At 67.5% G+C, this 18,135-nt stretch carries 17 protein-coding genes; 9 read left to right on the forward strand and 8 right to left on the reverse strand.

The window, feature by feature from the left end:
• Positions 1-76 precede the first annotated feature (76 nt).
• The gene (locus MEBOL_RS01195) at positions 77-346 is read left to right on the forward strand and encodes a helix-turn-helix domain-containing protein (RefSeq protein WP_245918869.1); all 270 of its coding nucleotides are present in this window, start codon (positions 77-79) and stop codon (positions 344-346) included.
• Positions 324-1,151, forward strand: coding sequence for an IS630 family transposase (locus MEBOL_RS01200; protein ID WP_157774696.1), 828 nt, complete (start codon positions 324-326; stop codon positions 1,149-1,151). The genes MEBOL_RS01195 and MEBOL_RS01200 overlap by 23 nt, the downstream gene beginning before the upstream one ends.
• Before the next feature lie 167 nt (positions 1,152-1,318).
• Here the strand turns inward: MEBOL_RS01200 and MEBOL_RS01205 are convergent, their stop codons facing one another.
• The 5 genes from MEBOL_RS01205 to MEBOL_RS01225 all read right to left on the reverse strand — a co-directional run bounded on the left by MEBOL_RS01205 (position 1,319) and on the right by MEBOL_RS01225 (position 5,430).
• The gene (locus MEBOL_RS01205; protein ID WP_095975696.1) at positions 1,319-2,059 is read right to left on the reverse strand and encodes an Imm49 family immunity protein; all 741 of its coding nucleotides are present in this window, start codon (positions 2,057-2,059) and stop codon (positions 1,319-1,321) included.
• Positions 2,060-2,094: 35 nt separating this feature from the next.
• Positions 2,095-2,685 (reverse strand): imm11 family protein, encoded by a 591-nt coding sequence (locus tag MEBOL_RS01210; protein ID WP_157774697.1) that lies wholly within the window; start codon positions 2,683-2,685, stop codon positions 2,095-2,097.
• Between the two features lie 36 nt (positions 2,686-2,721).
• The gene (locus tag MEBOL_RS01215; protein WP_095975698.1) at positions 2,722-3,465 is read right to left on the reverse strand and encodes an AHH domain-containing protein; all 744 of its coding nucleotides are present in this window, start codon (positions 3,463-3,465) and stop codon (positions 2,722-2,724) included.
• 19 nt (positions 3,466-3,484) lie between these two features.
• On the reverse strand, positions 3,485-4,081 hold the full coding sequence (locus MEBOL_RS01220; protein ID WP_342747724.1) for a DUF6484 domain-containing protein: 597 nt from the start codon (positions 4,079-4,081) through the stop codon (positions 3,485-3,487).
• A 209-nt stretch (positions 4,082-4,290) separates the two neighbouring features.
• Positions 4,291-5,430 (reverse strand): acyl-CoA dehydrogenase family protein, encoded by a 1,140-nt coding sequence (locus MEBOL_RS01225; RefSeq protein ID WP_095982499.1) that lies wholly within the window; start codon positions 5,428-5,430, stop codon positions 4,291-4,293.
• 51 nt (positions 5,431-5,481) lie between these two features.
• Between MEBOL_RS01225 and MEBOL_RS01230 the strand changes: the two genes are divergently transcribed.
• Genes MEBOL_RS01230 through MEBOL_RS01240 form a run of 3 tightly spaced genes read left to right on the forward strand, consistent with a single transcriptional unit; the run spans position 5,482 to position 10,438 of the window.
• Positions 5,482-6,558, forward strand: a complete 1,077-nt coding sequence (locus MEBOL_RS01230; RefSeq protein WP_095975700.1) for a hypothetical protein — start codon at positions 5,482-5,484, stop codon at positions 6,556-6,558.
• Positions 6,559-6,572: 14 nt separating this feature from the next.
• Entirely contained in the window at positions 6,573-9,590 is a 3,018-nt protein-coding gene (locus tag MEBOL_RS01235; RefSeq protein WP_095975701.1) for a CehA/McbA family metallohydrolase, read from the forward strand.
• 14 nt (positions 9,591-9,604) lie between these two features.
• A complete protein-coding gene (locus MEBOL_RS01240) occupies positions 9,605-10,438 on the forward strand; it encodes a hypothetical protein (RefSeq protein WP_157774699.1) in 834 nt (277 codons plus the stop codon).
• Positions 10,439-10,442: 4 nt separating this feature from the next.
• Here the strand turns inward: MEBOL_RS01240 and MEBOL_RS01245 are convergent, their stop codons facing one another.
• Positions 10,443-11,162: a hypothetical protein gene (locus MEBOL_RS01245; RefSeq protein ID WP_095975703.1), complete on the reverse strand. Its 720-nt coding sequence runs from the start codon at positions 11,160-11,162 to the stop codon at positions 10,443-10,445.
• Between the two features lie 100 nt (positions 11,163-11,262).
• On the opposite strand from MEBOL_RS01245, the gene MEBOL_RS01250 reads away from it, so the two are divergent.
• The 3 genes from MEBOL_RS01250 to MEBOL_RS01260 all read left to right on the forward strand — a co-directional run bounded on the left by MEBOL_RS01250 (position 11,263) and on the right by MEBOL_RS01260 (position 12,750).
• A complete protein-coding gene (locus tag MEBOL_RS01250; protein WP_281256628.1) occupies positions 11,263-11,679 on the forward strand; it encodes a VOC family protein in 417 nt (138 codons plus the stop codon).
• Positions 11,680-11,774: 95 nt separating this feature from the next.
• Positions 11,775-12,182 (forward strand): hypothetical protein, encoded by a 408-nt coding sequence (locus tag MEBOL_RS01255; RefSeq protein ID WP_095975704.1) that lies wholly within the window; start codon positions 11,775-11,777, stop codon positions 12,180-12,182.
• Between the two features lie 52 nt (positions 12,183-12,234).
• Positions 12,235-12,750: a YkgJ family cysteine cluster protein gene (locus MEBOL_RS01260; RefSeq protein ID WP_095975705.1), complete on the forward strand. Its 516-nt coding sequence runs from the start codon at positions 12,235-12,237 to the stop codon at positions 12,748-12,750.
• Between the two features lie 3 nt (positions 12,751-12,753).
• Here MEBOL_RS01260 and MEBOL_RS01265 read toward each other — a convergent pair whose 3' ends face one another.
• The gene (locus MEBOL_RS01265; protein ID WP_095982501.1) at positions 12,754-13,959 is read right to left on the reverse strand and encodes a sensor histidine kinase; all 1,206 of its coding nucleotides are present in this window, start codon (positions 13,957-13,959) and stop codon (positions 12,754-12,756) included.
• Between the two features lie 491 nt (positions 13,960-14,450).
• Here MEBOL_RS01265 and MEBOL_RS01270 point away from each other — a divergent pair, with 491 nt between their 5' ends.
• Entirely contained in the window at positions 14,451-15,815 is a 1,365-nt protein-coding gene (locus MEBOL_RS01270; RefSeq protein WP_095975706.1) for a cytochrome P450, read from the forward strand.
• 58 nt (positions 15,816-15,873) lie between these two features.
• Here MEBOL_RS01270 and MEBOL_RS01275 read toward each other — a convergent pair whose 3' ends face one another.
• Complete coding sequence (locus tag MEBOL_RS01275; RefSeq protein WP_095975707.1) at positions 15,874-18,126, reverse strand: type I polyketide synthase; 2,253 nt, start codon at positions 18,124-18,126, stop codon at positions 15,874-15,876.
• Positions 18,127-18,135 lie beyond the last annotated feature (9 nt).

The raw sequence follows: 18,135 nt of genomic DNA on the forward strand, positions 1-18,135 counted from the left end.
GGAGGAGGATGAGACTGGGTAAGTTGGGTGGATGAGGAGACGACCGCCGCACCTCCTCCACCTCTCGCCTGGGGAAGTGGCCTACCTCAAGACGCTGGTGGAGGACGGACGTACCGAGCAGCGCGTCGCGCGCCGAGCGCGCGTCCTGCTGGCCATGACTGACCCGGACACCGTCGTGTCGGAGTTGGCCGACAGGCTTGAGCTGGAGCGCACCACCATTTGGCACTTGTGCCGTCGCTACGAAGCGTACGGTGTCGATGTCGTGCTGGATGCGCCCCGCTCCGGCCGTCCGCGGGAGCTTTCCCCCCCTGCAACGAGTAGAGGTGGAACAGTTGGCGTGTTGTGAGCCGGCGGGCGTGGGCTTGCAGATGATGCACTGGTCCACCCGGAGCCTGGCCCTGGTGGCACGCCGACGGGGTATTGCCCCGACCCTCTCCCACTCCACGGTGGCGCTCATCCTGCGCGAGGCTGACTTGCAGCCTCACCGCACGCGTTACTGGAAGACACCCACCCTGGACGACACCTTCCGTCACAAAGCGGCCCAGGTGCTGTGGTGCTACGAGCAGGCGCGGCAGCTGGCCCAGAGGAACGAAGTGGTGGTGTGCGTGGACGAGAAGCCCAACATCCAGGTGCTGCACGGTGAGCAGCCCGTGCGGCCCATGCAACCCGGCCTCATCGAACGCCGGGAGTTCGAGTACGTGCGGCGTGGCACGGTGAACCTCCTGGTCAAGCTCGTGGTGCACTCCGGCCGCATGCGCAGCTGGCACCTGGAGAGAAACAACGGGGAGTGCTTGCGCGCCGTACTGCCGCGGCTACTTGGGGACCATCGCGACGCCAGGCGCATCCACCTCATCTGGGACAACGCCCCCAGTCACACCGCCGGGCAGACGCACGACTTCCTCCGCACTCACTACCCGCACGTCCGGGTGCTTTTCACTCCAGCCCACGCCTCCTGGCTCAACCAGGCGGAGTTGCTGCTACGCGCCTTCGCCGAGCGCTACCTGCGACGCGGGGACTGGGCCAGCCGTGACGAGTTCGTCGAGCACCTCGACGCCAGCTGGCCCGAGTACAACCGCTTCTACGCCCACCCCTTCACCTGGTCCTGGACTCGCGCCAAGATGCACTCGTGGGTGGACCGCCACCTGTCCTGACTATGTTGAAAAACTTGTCGGACACTCCACTAGCCGTCAGCATGGCGGCGCGGAGTTTCGCGCGGGGCCATGTCCCAACCTCTGGAATCCTGGCGTGGCTCTGGGGGTGGGCAGGGGAGAGGGCGGCGCTCCATGTGCGGGCCCCCACGGCCCGATGACACGAGGCGTCAGCGCCGGGCCAGACCCGGCATCATCCGGTATTCGGGCTGAGTGTGCAGACCGCGGTCCTCAGCCAGCCGGAGCAGGGCCAGTCCCTCGATGAAGACGTGGCTCTCGGTGAGAAAGCGCTCGGGATGGAGGGCTGGGCCCGCGTTCCGGAACTCCGCAGCGCGCTCGACAAGCAGATCCTCCAGGGCGGCATCGAACGCGTCCTGGTCCCGGTTGAAGAGCGCCGCACACACGGCGAGCCGAGGGGAGCCACTGTCGCCGGAGCATTGCTGGAAGGCCGCGATCGCCCGCTCCTCGCCAGGGGAAGGGTGCTTCGTCTCCGCGAGCAGGTGCTCATGAAGGAAGTCAGCGTAGCGGAAGTCGTCCTCGAACTCCTCGTCCGCTACCCAGTGGCGTGGGGAATGCCTAGCGATATCGCGGGCGAGGCCAACATCCCCGGCGGAGAGCGCGTCGAACAGGGGCTCCACCCGACCGGCGCAGCGGAACCAGCTCGGAGCCTCCGTGTCCAGACTGGAGGACAGCATCTCCCGGCGAGCCATCGCGGACAGGCGCAAATCGTGACGGAACGCTGGGACATCGGCCTCCGCCAGCAGCACGCTAATGGCGGCAATGCGGCGGTAGGTGGAGAACCGGGTCCACAGTTCCTCGCGCTGAGGGGGCATCAGGGGTTGGCGTAAACCCTCCTCAAGCTGCTCGATCACAGCGAGCGCGTTCTCGCGAATAATGACCATCTGGAGCATGGATTGTCGCCTGTTCTCCACTGGGCGCAGCGCGCTCAGGTGCCAGCCCGCTCGCGAAATTCGCTACCGTAGTCTTCCAACTCTTGAAAGATCATCCCGGTGCAGTCTTCGTCCACGATGGTCTGCCCCAAATCTTCCCGGATGAGGATAAGCCGGGAGCGCTCCGCCAATCGGAAGATCTTCGCGTTTTTGGGAATCTTCTCTTCCTGGAGCACCAAGCGCCGAAAATGCTGCACTTGATCCTTGATGATCCTGCCCATCGTGAAGTCGGACTTCTTCACATCCATGCAAGCCACGGTGCCCAGCACGTTGGCGATGAAGTAGGGCGCGTCCAGCACCTTCTTGCGCGGCGTGCGCAGACGCACCGGTAGGAATTCGATGGTTCCTTGTGGCGTTTCCTTCTCCAGGAGACCCTTGAGCCGCGCGGACACCACGAGCAGGGCGAAGGTATTGGGTATGCTGTCCGTCAGCTTGCTGCCCCGCTCTTTAGACAGGTCGAAGATGAGTCCCTCTGGAAACCAATCCTTGCAGGGAACTCCCTCATTCAGCAGGTAGCCCTTTCCATCCAGTTCCTCCTTACGATGCGAGTCGAGCCACGCAAAAGATTCGTCTTCATCATCATTCACCCACGGGTAGTATCCCACCGAATCAGACTCCTCTGTTTAGGACTTCTTGCTTTTCGCGAGGCCCCACTTTTCAATACGCCGCTTCTTATAGCTTTCCGGCTCTCCATCCAGACGTTTTCTAAACCTCGCTCGACGAACGTCAAATTCACTAACATTGATGGGACCGGACAAAACCAGCATATTCCAGTATTTCTTTTGGAGATCCATCAACTGTTCCTTAAGATCCTCGGGCGGATTCCATTCCTCGTGCTTTCTGTCCTTATCCATGGCCTTGCCCAGTGCCCCCCTAATGCCACTCATGTCTTCAATCACTGCCACGGTATACTTTGGATGACTTCCGTTGTGATATGGCAGGCGGTGAAACTCCACATCGCGCGCTTTCGAGGGAAGAAAAATAATATTCTCTCCATTATTGACATCGTATTCCACCCTCCCAAGCAACTGAAGTTCGTTTTCGTTGAAGTACTTCCCGGAGAATGCCTCAACCGGAAGCAGGTGGCGCCCCTGGTTTGAGTATGGGGATTGTCCGATTTGAAAGTTTTTGCCAAACGTGAAGGTGTAGCGATATGCGTGGAGCTTACTGCCCTTCTTTACCCACTTGTCTTTGGCATCTGTACCGCGGGCCTGGAGCACGCCCTGGATGACATCGAGATCCGCGTAGACGAGCTTCCGGGCGTAATTGCCCGAGATGTGCTTGTAACCATGGGTCCGGTATTCTCTGGATCCAGAGCGAGTGAGCCGTGATCTCTGAGAACTCGTGTTGGGGATACAGTTTCCCATGCGTGCCTCCAGGGGGGATTTAATTCAGCTCGATTTTACCACCGCGGATGAGCTGGAGTCCCGAGGCGCGGCTCTCCACCCGAACGCCTCGCAAAAGGATGGTGCCATCCCTGCGCAGCGTAATGCTCGCCTCGCCCACTCGAAGGACGAGCTCCCGCTGCGCCCCCAGCACCAAGCGTTCCTCCAACACGGAATTTTTCGCCCCGTCCATCGTAGCGGGCGCTGCTTCCGCGGGGGCGGGTGTCTTGGAATCCTGGGGCCGGGCCGCCTCGTCCAGGAGCTGCTCCAGTAGAGAGGGCATGTCGGAGGCCTGCGCCATGGCGACGAGCAGGGGCCGCGCAGGGTCGCCATCCTCGAAGAGCAGCACGACCTGTCGCTGCTCTCCCACCGCCCCGCGGAGCCGTGCCATGTCGAGCGCCACGAAGTTCTGGGCCGGAACCGGCCCGGGGCATCCCTCGAACTGAACCAGGGGCTGGCCATCCAGACTCACACCAACGAGCCGACCGACACGCGCCCCGAGGATAGGCCGCGACAACACAGAGTGAGCGACCTTGTCAGGCGTGCTGGCATCGTCAGGCGACGGCATGGGTAACCTCCACGACATGGTGGGATCCATTGCCTCAACAGACGGGCTGAATGGCGAGCCCGCACCGCTAGTGAGGACGCAATGCCGCAGAATGAGATGAGGGGGGCGCCTGTCCCATGTGGCCGTGGCAGGCCCATTGCATGGCCTGGACACCGACTGATTCCGAGGAGGAGGCAGCGCCGCTCGAACCCGAGGCCACGCTCACTATCCCCCTCCTCAAGAGGTGGAGCGCTGGTAACTCAGAGCCCCGACGTCTTGGTGAGGATTTCCTTCATCACCTCCGAGGTGCCCCCCCCGATGGTAAGGAGACGAAGGTCTCGCCAAGCTCGAGCGATGTGCGTCTCCTCGATGTAGCCCATGCCTCCGAAGAATTGCTGCACGTCGTAGGCGACCTTCTGCGCCAGGTCCGTGGAGAAGAGCTTCGCCATGGAGATCTCCCGCACCGCGTTCTGCTTCGCGTCGAAGATCGCCACCGCGTGGTAGGTGAGCCGCTTGGCCGCCTCGATGGACGCCATGTGCTCCACCAGCTTGTGACGCCAGACCTGGAAGCCCAGCAGGGGCTTTCCAAACGCCTTGCGCTCGCGGCCGTATTCGATCGCGTCCTCAATCATGCGTTCCATGGCGCTCACCGCGCAGATGGCACTCACCAAGCGCTCGCCCTGGAAGTTCGTCATGATGTGGTAGAAGCCCTGGTTCTCCTGCCCAAGCACGTAGCGTTTCGGGATGCGGCAGTCCTCGAAATAGAGGATGGCCGTGTCCGAGGACAGGTTGCCCACCTTGTCGAGCTTCTTGGACACCCCGAAGCCCTTCACATCCGTGGGAAAGGTCACCAGCGAGATGCCCCCGTGGCCCGGCCCGCCCGTACGTACTCCCAACGTGATGAAGTCCGCCCTCGTGCCGTTGGTGATCCACATCTTCGAGCCGTTGATGACGTAGTCGTCTCCGTCCACGCGCGCCGTCGTCTGCATGTTCGCCACGTCCGAGCCCTGACCGGGTTCGCTCACTCCCAGCGCGGCGATCTTCTCGCCCGCAAGCGCTGGCGCGAGAAACTCCCGCTTCTGCTCGTCCGTGCCAATCTCATTGATGATCGGCGTGGCCATCTGGCTTTGCACCAGCAAGGCCATGTTCACGCCCGCGTTGCGGCTGCGTGACAACTCCTCGGTGAAGGCCGTCACGTACCAGTAGTCCAGGCCACTGCCGCCGTACTCCGGCGAATGGTTGATGCCCAGGAAGCCCAGCTCGCCGCACTTGCGGAACAGCTCCCTCGGGAAGATGCCCGCCCGATCCCACTCCAGCGCGTGCGGCGTCATCTCCTTCTCCACGAACGCGCGCACCGTCTTGCGGAACGCTTCATGCTCCTCGGTGAATGGATTCGACAGGCTCATGGTGGCTCCTTGGGGTAGGGACTCGGCGCGGGCGATAGTACACCCATGGTCGCCGCTCCTCTCGTGCTGCTCGCGCTCCTGGCCGCTCCTCCGCCCGCCCGTCCATCCTCCGGGGACCTCCTGCGGAACTGGTGCCGCGAGGGTGCCACCGATCCCCAAAATCCCTGGGCCCTCGCCCACGGGCTGGCCTTCGAGGGCCGTGCCTTCCGCGCCCGCGATGGGCGCCTCGCCGCGGATGTCATCGTCTCGGACTTCCTCCAGCGCGACCCCCTCCACTTCGAGCCCTTCACCTCCGACGACACTCCCGTGGAGCCCCACCCCTACCTGATGGTGAAAACGCTGCTCCTCGCGGGTTTCTCGCCGTCCCACGTATTCCGGACCCCCGACGGGCCCGTGTCCCTCCAAGCACTCGTGAACGGCCTCCCGCGCGACTTCCGTGCATCCTCGGCCCTCTCATCCCAGGGCGCCTGGACGCTCGATGCCCTCTCCCACTCCCTGCCCCACGGCGCCACATTCACCTCTGGCACCAGAGAGTCCGTCCGCCTCGACGCGGTGATGGATGAAGCGCTCGCCCTGCTGGAGCGTGAACAGGCGGACCTCCTGGCCGGCATGAAGGCGGCTCTGCCCCAGGTGCCCAAACGCAAGCAGGGCCTCTATGCCCATCCCTGTGGCGGACTGCATCTGGTGCAGGCCGTGCTCACCCATGCGCGCCATCCCGCCGTGCGCGCCGCCTGGGGCGCCCGGCTCGACACCCAGGTGGACCTGCTCTTCTACCGGCTGGGCTCCGAGTCGCGGCAGTACGACGCCGCCTTGGCCGCCACGCCGCCCACGCAGCGTCTCCCCGTGCTCGTGCAGATGGTGAAGTTCTATGGGCACTGGCTCGAAACGCTCGGCCGCTATCGCGATGAGACGGGCTGGAAGCCTACCCCCGCTCAACTCCAGGCCGTGGAGCACGCGGGCGCGCTGCTCGATGGCGCGGTGCGCCGACTCGATGCGTCAGGTGCCTGGCGGACCCGCGAGGCCCTGAAGGCCTCTAAGGATCCGCTCTTCCTCGATCTTATTGGCGACACGTGTCACGCGGCGCGCGGCTGGCGTGATTGGAGAAACCACCTGGGAGGTTGATACAAGGGCACGTCATGCCCCTTCCCTTCCTTCGCCTCCTGGCCGCCAGTGTGGCCCTGGCCGGGCTCGCGCTCGCCGGTTGCAAGAAGGAGAGCTGTCTTGGCAACGAAGCCTCGTGCCAGGTGTCCAGCCCCTGCGACTCGCTGCGCTATTTGTGCGACTCCACGACTGCCCAGGCGCTCGAAGTGCGCGTCCTCACGCCCACTGATAAGCGCGCTGGCAGCAACGATCCTCGCCCCGGCGCGGACACTGTCCCCGGCGGGCTCAATGCCATCGCGTCCCGGGATGACATCCTCCTGGGCAACGATCGGGTGGTGGCCGTCATCGCCGGCCTCGGCAACACGCACTTGTTGGATTCCAGCGGGGGCTCGCTGCTCGACCTGAGCGTTCGGGGCAAAGACAACGACGGCCTCAACCAGGTGCTGCCCGTGGTGGGCATCCTCCCAGCGGACGCCGCGCACTACACGTCCATGCGGCTCATCGACGAGCGGCCCACCCGCGTGGCGGTGCAGCTCGATGGCACTCTCGATGGCAAGCCCGAGTTCCCCATCCACACCCTCTATGAAATGCGCCCCTGCGAGCCCGGCATCCGCGTGCGCACCGAGGTGCTCAACACCTCCGTGGATCCCCAACTCTGGGCGCTCGCGGACGGTTTCTACTGGAGCGGTCGGGAGGCCCTGCCCTTCGCGCCCTCGAAGGGCGCCGGCTATCAGCACCCCAGCTTCGACCTGCTCACCCTCGGCGATGTCTACGTCCAATACCCCTATCTGGCCGCCGCCCTCCCGTCCGATCCCGGCGTGAGCTACGCCCATGTCGCCTGTGGCGAGACGAACCTGCTCCAGGGGTTCCAGAGCGATCAGATCTCCACCTCGGGCCTGCCCCGCACCGTGGTGCCTCCCCGCGACTACCTCGTCTTCGAGCGCTTCCTCGCCGTGGGCGATCGCGGGGACGCGGCCGCCGCGGCGGACCTCACCTTGGAACTGCGTCAGAAGCTCCGGGGAGAGAAGTATGTGACGCTGCGGGGGACGGTGAATCGCCGGGCTCCTCCCGCCGGACAAGCCCGTGACCTGAGCGTGATCATCAGCGAAGGGCAGCTCGCCGCCGATGCGAAGACGCGCACCCCCTGGAGCCAGGTGACTCCCGACAGCGCGGGTCATTACCAGGCCCGGGTGCCCGCTGGCCGCGACTACGTGGTGGAACTGCATGCCTTTGGCCGCAAGGTGGCGGACCGGCAGCTCGACCGGGTGGAGTCGGACACGGACGTGGGCACGTTCGTCGAGCCCTCGCACACCCGGCTCTCGGTGAAGGTCGAGGACGCGGAGGACGGACGCGGGCTCACCGCCGAGGTCTTCGTCATCCCCGTGGACGCGGCCGTCCACGAGGCCACCACGGGCAGTCTGCATGGGGCCTTCGGCTCCTGCGCTCCCTGGTTGGGGCCTCCTCCTGGTCCCTCGCCCGCTTGCAACCGCTTCCTCGTCGTCAATGGCACCGCCACCGTGGACGCGCCCCGGGGCCGCTTCCACCTCTATGCCTTCAAGGGCCCCTTCTGGACGCTCGGCCGCGACACGGTGACGCTCGACGCCGAGGACACCTCGCTCACCTTCCGCCTGCGCAAGCTGCCTCTCCAGCCCGCCGGCACCGTGAGCGCGGATCTCCACGTCCATGGCACCGCCAGCTTCGACAGCTCCCTGCCCGACCAGGATCGGGTGTTGTCCTTCGACGCCACGGACCTCCAGGTCATCGTCGCCTCGGACCATGACGTCGTCTACGACTACGGCCAGGTCGTCCGGAGCCTGGGCCTCCAGGAGCGCATGAGCTCCGTGGCGGGCCTGGAGACCACCGGCCACATCCTCTGGCTCAAGCGGCCCGGTTACGACATTCCGCTCGTGGTGGGCCACTACAACTTCTGGCCGCTCGCGTATGACCCGACCCTCGTGCGCAACGGGGCTCCCGACGACGAGCGCGTCGAGCCCGGTGAGCTGTTCGACCGGGTGAAGGCCAGCGCTCCGCCCGCCCTGCGCGATCAGCTCATCGTGCAGCTCAACCACCCGTGGGCCCATCAGGAATTCGGCCGGGACCTTGGCTTCCCCCGGGCGCTCGCGCTCAACACGCTCGAGAACCTGCCCGCGAAGGATGACGGAACCAACGCGGGCATCTACGTGCGCTCGCCCCGGGGCGGCTTCGCCAACAACGGCCAGCACACCCAGGAGGTGATGAACGGCTCGAGCAATGATCTGCTGCCCAGCTACCGCGCCTTCTGGTTCTACGTGCTCGGCCAAGGGCAGCTCGTGACGGGGACCGCCAACAGCGACTCGCACGGCCTCACCGACAACACCGTGGGCGTGCCGCGCAACATCGTCTACGCGGCCACCTCCCCAGGTCCCGGCTTCGACACCGCCCGCTTCAACGCCGCCCTCAAGGCCGGAGACTCCTTCGGCACCAACGGGCCCGTCATCGAGGCCACCCTGGACACGACGGAAGGCCTCCAGCGCCACGGGCTGCGTCCGGTGGTGCCCTCGGCCGACGCACGGCTGCACCTCAAGGTCTCCGCCGCCCCCTGGGTGCCCGTGGACGAGGTGCGCGTCATCGTCAATGGCCGCGTGGTGAAGACGCTGGAGGGCACGGTGCTCTCTCGCCCGGAGGACCCCTTCGGAAACAATGGGCTCGTGCGCTACGAGGGCAGTCTCCCCCTGTCCGAGCTCGTCACCTCCACCGGAGATGCCTGGCTCGTGGTGGAGGCCGGCACTCGCGTGCAACCCACCGCCGACTTCGGCGGCCCCGCGGGGAACGGCCCGGACGGCATCCCCGACACGGGCGACAACAACGGAGATGGCGTGGTGGACCGGAGCGACATCGAACCCGGGTCCTCGTACGGACCGCTCATCTCCCCGCCCCTGCCCTCCCGGGAGTCGGATCCGCTGTTCCACTTCGCCCAAGTGCTCGGCGGCTACCCGTACGCCTTCACCAACCCCTTCATCCTCGACCGGAACGGCAACGGACGCTTCGACGCCCCCGGCGTGGCCGCTCCGTGAACCGAGGGCTCCTCGTGTCGCCATCTCTCCCCCGACTGTTCGCCGCGCTCGTCGTCCTGCTGCTCGCGCCCACGGCCGCCCGCGCCGAGGGCCCGTGTGACACCTGGGTGTCCCCCGCGCTCGCCGAGGGCCCCGTGCCCTTCGGCTTCCAGGCCGCCGACGTCGCCACCGGTCGCCGGGCCTGTCCTCGCACCGAGGTGGGCCTGGGCGTCCAGGGCCAGGCCATCATCGAGACGCAGAACCTCTACGGCGCCATCACCGCCACGGGGCTCGTGTCCGGAAGCCTCGCGGTGCGGCCCGACCTGGAGCTGTTCGCCACGCTGGAGGTACCTCGCTTCCAGTACGTCCAGAACGCCTCCCTCACCGGCTCGCGGCTGACCCTGGGCCAGCTCACCCTCGGAGGCACCTGGTTGGCCCTCTCGCGGGGCGCCTTCGCCCTGGCCCCGAGCGCGCGGTTGCAGTTGCCCACGTCCTTCGCCAGCCCCCGGACGCGCACGCTGGGCGGAGAGGTAGGCGCCGCGGTGCTGTACCGGCCCACCGAACGCTTCGACGTGCATGGCTACGCGGGCGTGGACGCGGACCTGGGACTCGGGACCGCCGCCCTGCCCCGCGCCGGCGTCCTGCTGAACGTGGGCACCGAGTACGCCTTCTTCAGCCACTTCGCCGCCGTGCTCGACGCGAACGTGCGCTTCGGACGCCGGGCGGGACTCGACTCCGTGGCGCCAGCGCTGGGACTGCGCTTTCGCGCGGGCGAGCACTTCGGCGCGGAGGTGGGCGCGGCACTGCCCGTGCTCGGCGCCGAGCGGAGCCTCGTCAGCGGCGGGCTCAAGCTCACCTGGCGGCTGTGACGGCCTACAGGAACGTCATGGCCCGCTTCAGCGCGAGCGCCGCCTCCTGCCCGTGGGCCACCTTCTCGTGCGAGACCACGAGCCGCACGAGGTCGGGCAGGGCCGAGTAGCGCTCCAGGTCCGCCCGGAACGCCGCCTTGTCCTTGATGAACACGAGCTTGCTCAGCCGGGAGACGCGCGGGCCCGACGCCGAGCCCAGGATGGTCGTGAAGAGCCAGCCCAGCACGTCCTTCTTCGGGTCCATGTTGAAGACCGAGTCGTTGAGCAACACCGTCGTCCCGTCCTTCGAGCGCACGAGCATGGCGCCCTCGGTTTCCTTCACGCCGTGCAGCGTCTCGAGCCGGACCGTGTCGTCGCCCGGGAAGTCCTCGTAGGTGCCATCCACGGGCACCACCTCCTCCACCTTCGCGCGGCTGCCCCGGGGCGCGTACACGCGCAGGTTCGGGTAGCGCTTCTTGTAGGCGGGGGCATCGAGCCGATGCATTCCGTTGGGCACGAGCAGCACCGCGGGCGTGCCCAGGGCCTCGAGTTCCCGCTGCTCCTTGTCGCCCATGGCGATGGCGCTGTGGATGACGAGCGTGCCGTCACTCCGGCGCACGACCATCATGACGCGCTTGAGCGACATGCGCGGTATCTCCCCCTCCACCCACCAGAGGTTGTCGGAGAGCTGGACGAGCGGACCATGCCGCAACACCCGCCATTCATCGGAAATCTCGGAGGCCATGGCGCGTCACCCTAAGGCGTCCTCCCTCCGGCTGAAAGAGGGCTTCTCACCGAACACATGCGGTCAACGGAGTTGAACGCTCCCCGGGGAAAATCCAACGATGGTGCCTTCCCTCCTCTTCACCTCGGGAGCACGCATGCACCGCAGCCGCCTCAGCACCTTCGTCATCGATTGCCAGTCCGAGGACATCGAGCAGGCCACGGCCTTCTGGAGCCAGGCGCTCGGCCGGCCCGCGAAGCCTCCAGTGCCCGACAGCGGCAACTACCGCGAGCTGACCTCGTCGCCGAACGAACCCCTCCTGCTCATCCAAAAGGTGGACCATCCCGGCCGCATCCACCTGGACATCGAGGCCGATGACCTGGACGCCGAGGTGCGGCGGCTCGAGGCACTCGGGGCGAAACGGGTGGAGTTCATCAAGCGCTGGTGGGTCATGGAGGCTCCCACCGGTCAGCGCTTCTGTGTCGTCCGGCCCCAGAAGGGCCCCCTGGATGAAGGCAACTCCAACGAATGGCGCTGAGCGGACGCACATACTTCGCAACAGGAGCGACATCACCGGGACATGTGCCGTGCCGACACTCCAGAGCGTTGGATTCCTTGCCCTGGAGGTCGTCCATGCGTCAGCCGTCCCTCATCCGTGCCACCCTCGTCATCGCCGCGGGTCTGATCTCCCACGCAGCCCTCGCCCAGCCCCCTGGACACCGGGGGCCCCCTCCCGAGGCCATCGAGGCCTGCGCGTCCAAGAGCCAGGGCGCCACCTGCACCGTCACCTTCCGCGACCGCCAGGTGGAAGGCACCTGCGACGCCCTGGGAGACACCCTCGCCTGCCGCCCGGCGCATCCCCCGGGGCCCCCTCCCGAGGCCACCGCCGCCTGTCAGGGCCTGACGGAGGGCCAGGCCTGCACCGTCACGTTCCATGACCAGCAGCACGCGGGGACGTGCCGCACCGGCCCCGATCAGCAGCTGGCCTGCTTCCCCGAGCGGATGCCTTCCCCTCCCGGAGGTCCGGGCGGACGCCGGTAGGCGCGCGAAGGGGCTCCTGCGCGGCCCCCATCCTGCCGCAAGATGCGCTCCCATGAAGGCACTCACCCCGGAACAGAGGAGCACCCTGGAAGCGCTCTACCGGCGCATCGACGAGCGGGTCGCGCCCATCGCCCAGGGCCATGCCTGGTGGCCTTGCCGCAAGGGCTGCGATCACTGCTGCCGCCACCTGGCCGCGCCACTGACCGTGTCCGAATGGGAATGGACGTACCTCTGGGAAGCCTTCGAGGCCCTGCCCCCCGAAGCGCGAGCGGAGATCCGGTCGCGGGTGGCGGCGTTGGAGGGCACCTCGCGGCCCTACACCTGCCCGTTCCTGGATCGCGAGTCCGGAGGCTGCCGGGTGTACGCCCACCGCCCCATGTCCTGCCGGACCTACGGCTTCTACGTCAGCCGGGGCCTGGGCACCTGGTGCCACTTCATCCAGGGGCTGCTCGAGGAACACGGAGACGGCGACATCCTCTGGGGCAACCAGGACGCCATGGAGGAAACCCTGGAGCGGTTGAGCGGCCCTTCCCTCTCCGTGCTCCAGTGGTTCGACGCACACCCCTAACGATCAATCACCTTCGGGAGCCGGGGGCGCGGGGGGGTCCCGCACGGGCAACAGGACACGAAAGCACGTCCCCTGGCCCACGGTGCTCTCCACGCGGATGTCACCACCCACCCCCTTCACGATGCTGTGGCAGATGGACAGCCCCAGCCCCGTCCCCACGCCCACGGGCTTGGTGGAGAAGAAGGGATCGAAGATGCGCGGAAGGTGCTCCGGGGCGATGCCCGCGCCCGTATCCCGCACCTCGGCCACCACCCACGACGCATCCACGTCCAGGCTCACCTCCACCATGTGCCGGTCCGGAGTCCCCTCCGGAATGGCCTGGGCCGCGTTGAGCAGCAGGTTGAGGAACACCTGGCCCAGGCGCTCCTCGCTCCCCCGCACGGGCGGCACCTCGCGCAGGCGGTTGACCAACCGGGCCCGCATCTTGATCGTCCCCATCGCCATGCTGATGGAGCGCGAGAGCGCCTGCTGGACATCCGCCGAGCCCTCGATGGCGTCCTCCCCCCGCGCGTACGTCTTCAAGTCCCGGGTGACATGGGTGAGCCGCTGCGTCCCCTGCCGCGCCTCATCGAGCGCTTCCGTGCATTCCTCCAGCGTCAGCGCCAGGGAGGCCAGATCGGCGCTCGACCCTTCGCCTCGCAGGACCTTCTTCATCTCCCCCAGCCCGCTCTGGACGAAGTTGAGATTGGCGGAGATGTAGCTCAGGGGGTTGCTCACCTCGTGGGCCACGCTCGCGGCCAGGGTCCCCAGCGCGGCGAGCCGGTCCGCCTGGATCAGGCGCAGCTCCAGGGTCTTCTGCAGGGTGATGTCCCGGATGAGGAACGTCACGCTGGGACGGGACGACACACTCAAGACCTCGGCGCAGAACCAGCGGCGTCCACTCTCCACCTCCATCGCGTATTCGAAGCGGTCGAAGTGCCCCGTGGCCACCACGCGAGCGACGCGCTCCACCATCGGCCTGGCGATCTCCTGCCCGAGGATGTCCTCCAACGTCCGGCCCAACATCGTGGACTGGGGCGCCGCCAGCAACGCGTCCGACCGGGCCCAGACCGCCAGGCAGCGGCCCACCTCATCCATCTCAATGAGGATGCCCTCCGTCTGTCCGAGCACGGCGCGCAAGCGCTCATCGGCGTCGTCGAGCCGACGCAGCGAGGACTCATCAAGCTGGGAAGAGAGGGGGCTGGTCCCCCGACCCGCGGAATCACCCATGGAGGTCACGCACACCCCATCTTGCCTCACTTCGCGGCGCGACGCCGCCGCCGAATCCGTGGCTTCACGTGTCACGTGGACAGAGCGTCCTTCCTGTCTCCACTCCGAGAGGGCGAACACGCGATGCCCGTGGATTCCAATCTGGACCCGCGCCCCGTGCCGTGCTCGCCCGCCCCCTCCTTTTCACGGCCTGGCGGGCAAGCGCCCAGGGAAATGGTTGGAGGGCGGACGGTCTCTTCGCCCGCATTGTCGCGCGAAGTACCGATCGGTACGGCTCCCGCGGCGTTCCAACTCGCCGCCGCCTTCAATGACAGACAGACGAACCTCCACGCCGCGACGTTCCTGGGCACGCTCAACACCTATGTTGTATTGGCTCCCCATGGCCGCCTTTCGTCATTCGCGATGCTAGGCTCACGTTCGAGGACGTCGCGCTCCGCTGGGAACGAATCCTCGCGTCCTCGCGAGCCACCATCAAATTCCGGAGCCTTCTCATGAATGCGCCGTCCGCCTCGCCTCGCATCCCCACTGGTCCTCGCGGACTGCCCTTGATCGGCGTCATTCGCGATGTCCGCAAGGACTCCCTGGGCTTCCTCATGCGCACGGCCACGGAACATGGGCCCGTGTCCGGGTACCGGTTGGGCCCCGGCCGCTCCTACCTCGTGTCGCACCCGGATGGGCTCAAGCACGTGCTGCAGGACAACGTGCAGAACTACACCAAGGACCACGTCAGCTATTCGCTCCTGCGCCGCGTCGTCGGGGACGGACTCGTCACGAGCCAGGGCGAAACGTGGCTCAAGCAGCGCAGACTCGCGCAACCCGCCTTCCACCGCGCCCGCATCTCCGCCATGGCCGCTCAAATGGTGCGCGCGGCGGCGGAGCTCTCCGAGCAGTGGACCGACGCCCAGCGCTCGGGCGAGCCCCGCAGGGCGGCGCGCGACATGCTCGGGCTCACCCTGCGCATCGTCGGCGAGGCCCTGCTCGGCACCGACGTGCGTGCCCAGACCGACGCCGTGTCCGCCGCCTTCAACGTCATCAGCGAGCAGACCGTGGAGCGCTTCCGCGACCTGCGCGTCCTCCCGCCCATCCTCCCCACCGCCTACGACCGCGCCTTCCGCCAGGCGAACCAGTCCCTGCGCGAGGTGGTGGCGACGCTCGTCGCGCAGCGCCGCCGGCACTTGGAGGACCGGGGAGACCTCCTGTCCATGTTCATGCTCGCCCAAGACGAGGAGACCGGCGAGCGGATGGATGACGCGCATGTGCAGGACGAAGTGCTGACGATGCTGCTCGCGGGCCACGAGACCACCGCGACCGCGCTCACCTGGACCTGGGCCCTGCTCGAGCAGAACCCGGACGCGGAGCGCGCCTTCCACGCGGAGCTGGACTCCGTGCTCGGCGGCCGGCTCCCCACGGCCGAGGACGTCCCCCGGCTTGTGTACACGCGCCGCGTCCTCGACGAAACCATGCGCCTCTACCCGCCCGTCTACATCCTGAGCCGGAAGGTCGTCTCGGATGACACGATCTGCGGCTACCGGGTACTCGGCGGCTCGATGCTCGACGTCAGCCCCTACGTCACGCACCGCCTGCCGGAGTTCTGGCCCGACCCCGAGCGATTCGATCCGGATCGCTTCTCCCCCGAGCGGAGCGCCACGCGGCCCCGGTACGCCTACTTCCCCTTCCTCGGCGGACCCCGGCAGTGCATCGGCAACAACTTCGCCCTCATGGAGGGCGTACTCATCCTCGCGACGCTCGGACAGCGCCATCGCCCGAGGATGGTCTCCGGCTACACGCCAAAGCCCGAACCCCTCATCACGCTGCGGCCGTCCGAGGAGCTTCCCGTCGTGATCACCTCCCGCTGAGACTTGGGCACGGAACATCCCGCGGGTAGGAGCCCGGCCAACACGTCGAGGACGCGCGTCAGGGCGCTCGCGCGGGAGTGAGCCAGAAGCGCCCACGCTGAAAGGCATAGGTCGGCAGCACCACCCGGCGCCGGGCGTAGGGCGCGTCGAACGCGGACCAGTCCACCTCCACGCCCCGGAGGTACAACGCGCCCAGCGTCTCGAGTATCCCCGCCCAATCAGTAGTGCCGACGTCCAGGTCCACCCGCGAGTCCACTCGCTGGTCCCCAGCGGCCAACGGCGCGGCTCCTCCCGCCACCGCTCCGCGCAGGCCCGCGTCCAGTCCGAGCAGGTCCGACTCCACCGCCGCCACCCATGCGCCCACGCCCTGGCCCTCGAAGGACTCCGGCCGCACGCCCCAGGCTCGCCACATCCGTGCCAGCGCCCACTCCCGCGCGAACACGGCCGCCCTCGCGTAGGGCGCCTCGTTCCCTCGCGCCACGTCCTCGCCGAACAGCACCGGCAACAGGGGATGCTCCAGGACGCCCGCGCCGCAGGCATTCGCGCACGCCTCCAGCGCTTCCCGGAAGACGGGCTGGGTTTCGTACAACTCCCGCAGCCCAGGCGTGGCTCCCACGCCCTCTCCTCGCGTGACGAACACCACCCCCGGCGCCGAGGTGACCGGAGGTGGAATCCGCTCGGCGGCCGCCCGCTGGAGCCCTTCCCTCATCTGACGCGCGTCCCGCCCCACCACCGCCAGCCGGTATTCGAAGTGGGTGCGGCCCGTCGCCGCCGTGAAGCACACGTCGCCCAGGGACTCGGAGTTCGTCTCCAGATAACGGGCGCAGCGCTCCGCCTGCGCTCGCAAGGCCTCCTCGCTCCGGGCCGAGAGCATCCACACGTGCGCGGGCCGCTCCACGCTCCGAGCCACCTCCACCCGCGCGGGAGGCTCGGCCAGCACCACGTGCGCCACCGTGCCCGTCCTCCCGTAAGACGTCACCCCCGCGATGCGCCCCCCCTGGGCCGGCGTCCACGCCGTCATCTCCAGCGGCACCTTCACCCCGGCCATGTTCTTCCAGTCGATGCGCGGGTTGGGTGTTTGGAAGTGCAGGTGCGGCGGCAGTTGGCCGTGCTTCATCGCCAGCACCACCTTCATCATCCCCACCACCCCCGAGGCCGCCTCCGGATAGCCCAGGTTCGTCTTCACCGAGCCCAGCCACAGCGGCTCGCTCCCCGTGCGGCCCTCCTTCAACACCGACCACATCGCCTCGGCCTCGATGGGGTCTCCCATCGCCGTCCCCGTGCCGTGCGCCTCCAGGTAGCTCACCTCCCGGGGCTCCACGTTCGCGGCTTGCAACGCCTGGCGGATGACCGTCTGCTGCGCGACTCCGTTGGGGACCGTGAAGGCACTGCTCGGGCCGTCGTGCCCCACCGCCGAGCCTCGGATGACCGCGAGGATGTTCGCGCCCCTCGCCCGTGCCTCCGACAGGCGCTCCAGCACCAGCACGCCACAGGCCTCCGCCCGGCCATAGCCATCCGCCGAGGCGTCGAAGCTCCGGCACCGCCCGTCCTCCGACAGCGCTCCGCTGCTCGACAGGTAGATGCTCGCCTCCGGCGACAAGACCAGGTTCACGCCCCCCGCCAGCGCCAGCGCGCACTCCCCATTGCGCAGGCTCTGGCAGGCCAGGTGCACCGCCACCATCGAGGACGAGCACGCCGTGTCCACCACCAGGCTCGGCCCCTGGAAGCCCCACAGGTAGGACAGCCTCCCGGAGATGGCGCAGTTGGCCCGGGCCCCCATGAAGTAGGGATCGATGCCTTCCAGCCCCTCCTCGTTCAGCACCCGCTGGCCGTAGTCGTTGTTCATCACCCCCACGAAGACGCCCACCCGCTCCCGCCTCGCGCGCGCCACCGCGTACCCCGCACGCTCCAGTGCCTCCCACCCCACCTCCAGCATCAATCGCTGCTGGGGATCCATCCGCTCGGCTTCCCGGTCCGATAGGCCGAAGAAGCGCGCGTCGAAGCGATCCACGTCCCGCAGGAAGCCGCCGCGCCGGGTGCGGATCTTCCCTTTCGCCCGGGGCTCGGCCGAGTACAGGGCTTCGGCATCCCAGCGCTCCGGGAGAATGTCACTCGTGGCATCCACCCCCTTCGCCATCAGCTCCCAGAAGTCCTCCGGCGTCTCCACGCCTCCCGGCAGCCGGCAGGCCATCCCGACGATCGCGATGGGCTCGCGGCGCGCGGACTCGGCCTGCTCCAGCCGAGCCTCCAGCTTGCGGATCTTCACCAACTGCTGCTGCAACAACTGGCGGTAGTTGATCTCCTCGCTCATCCCAGGGTC

This window comes from Melittangium boletus DSM 14713, assembly GCF_002305855.1.
GTDB lineage: Bacteria > Myxococcota > Myxococcia > Myxococcales > Myxococcaceae > Cystobacter > Cystobacter boletus.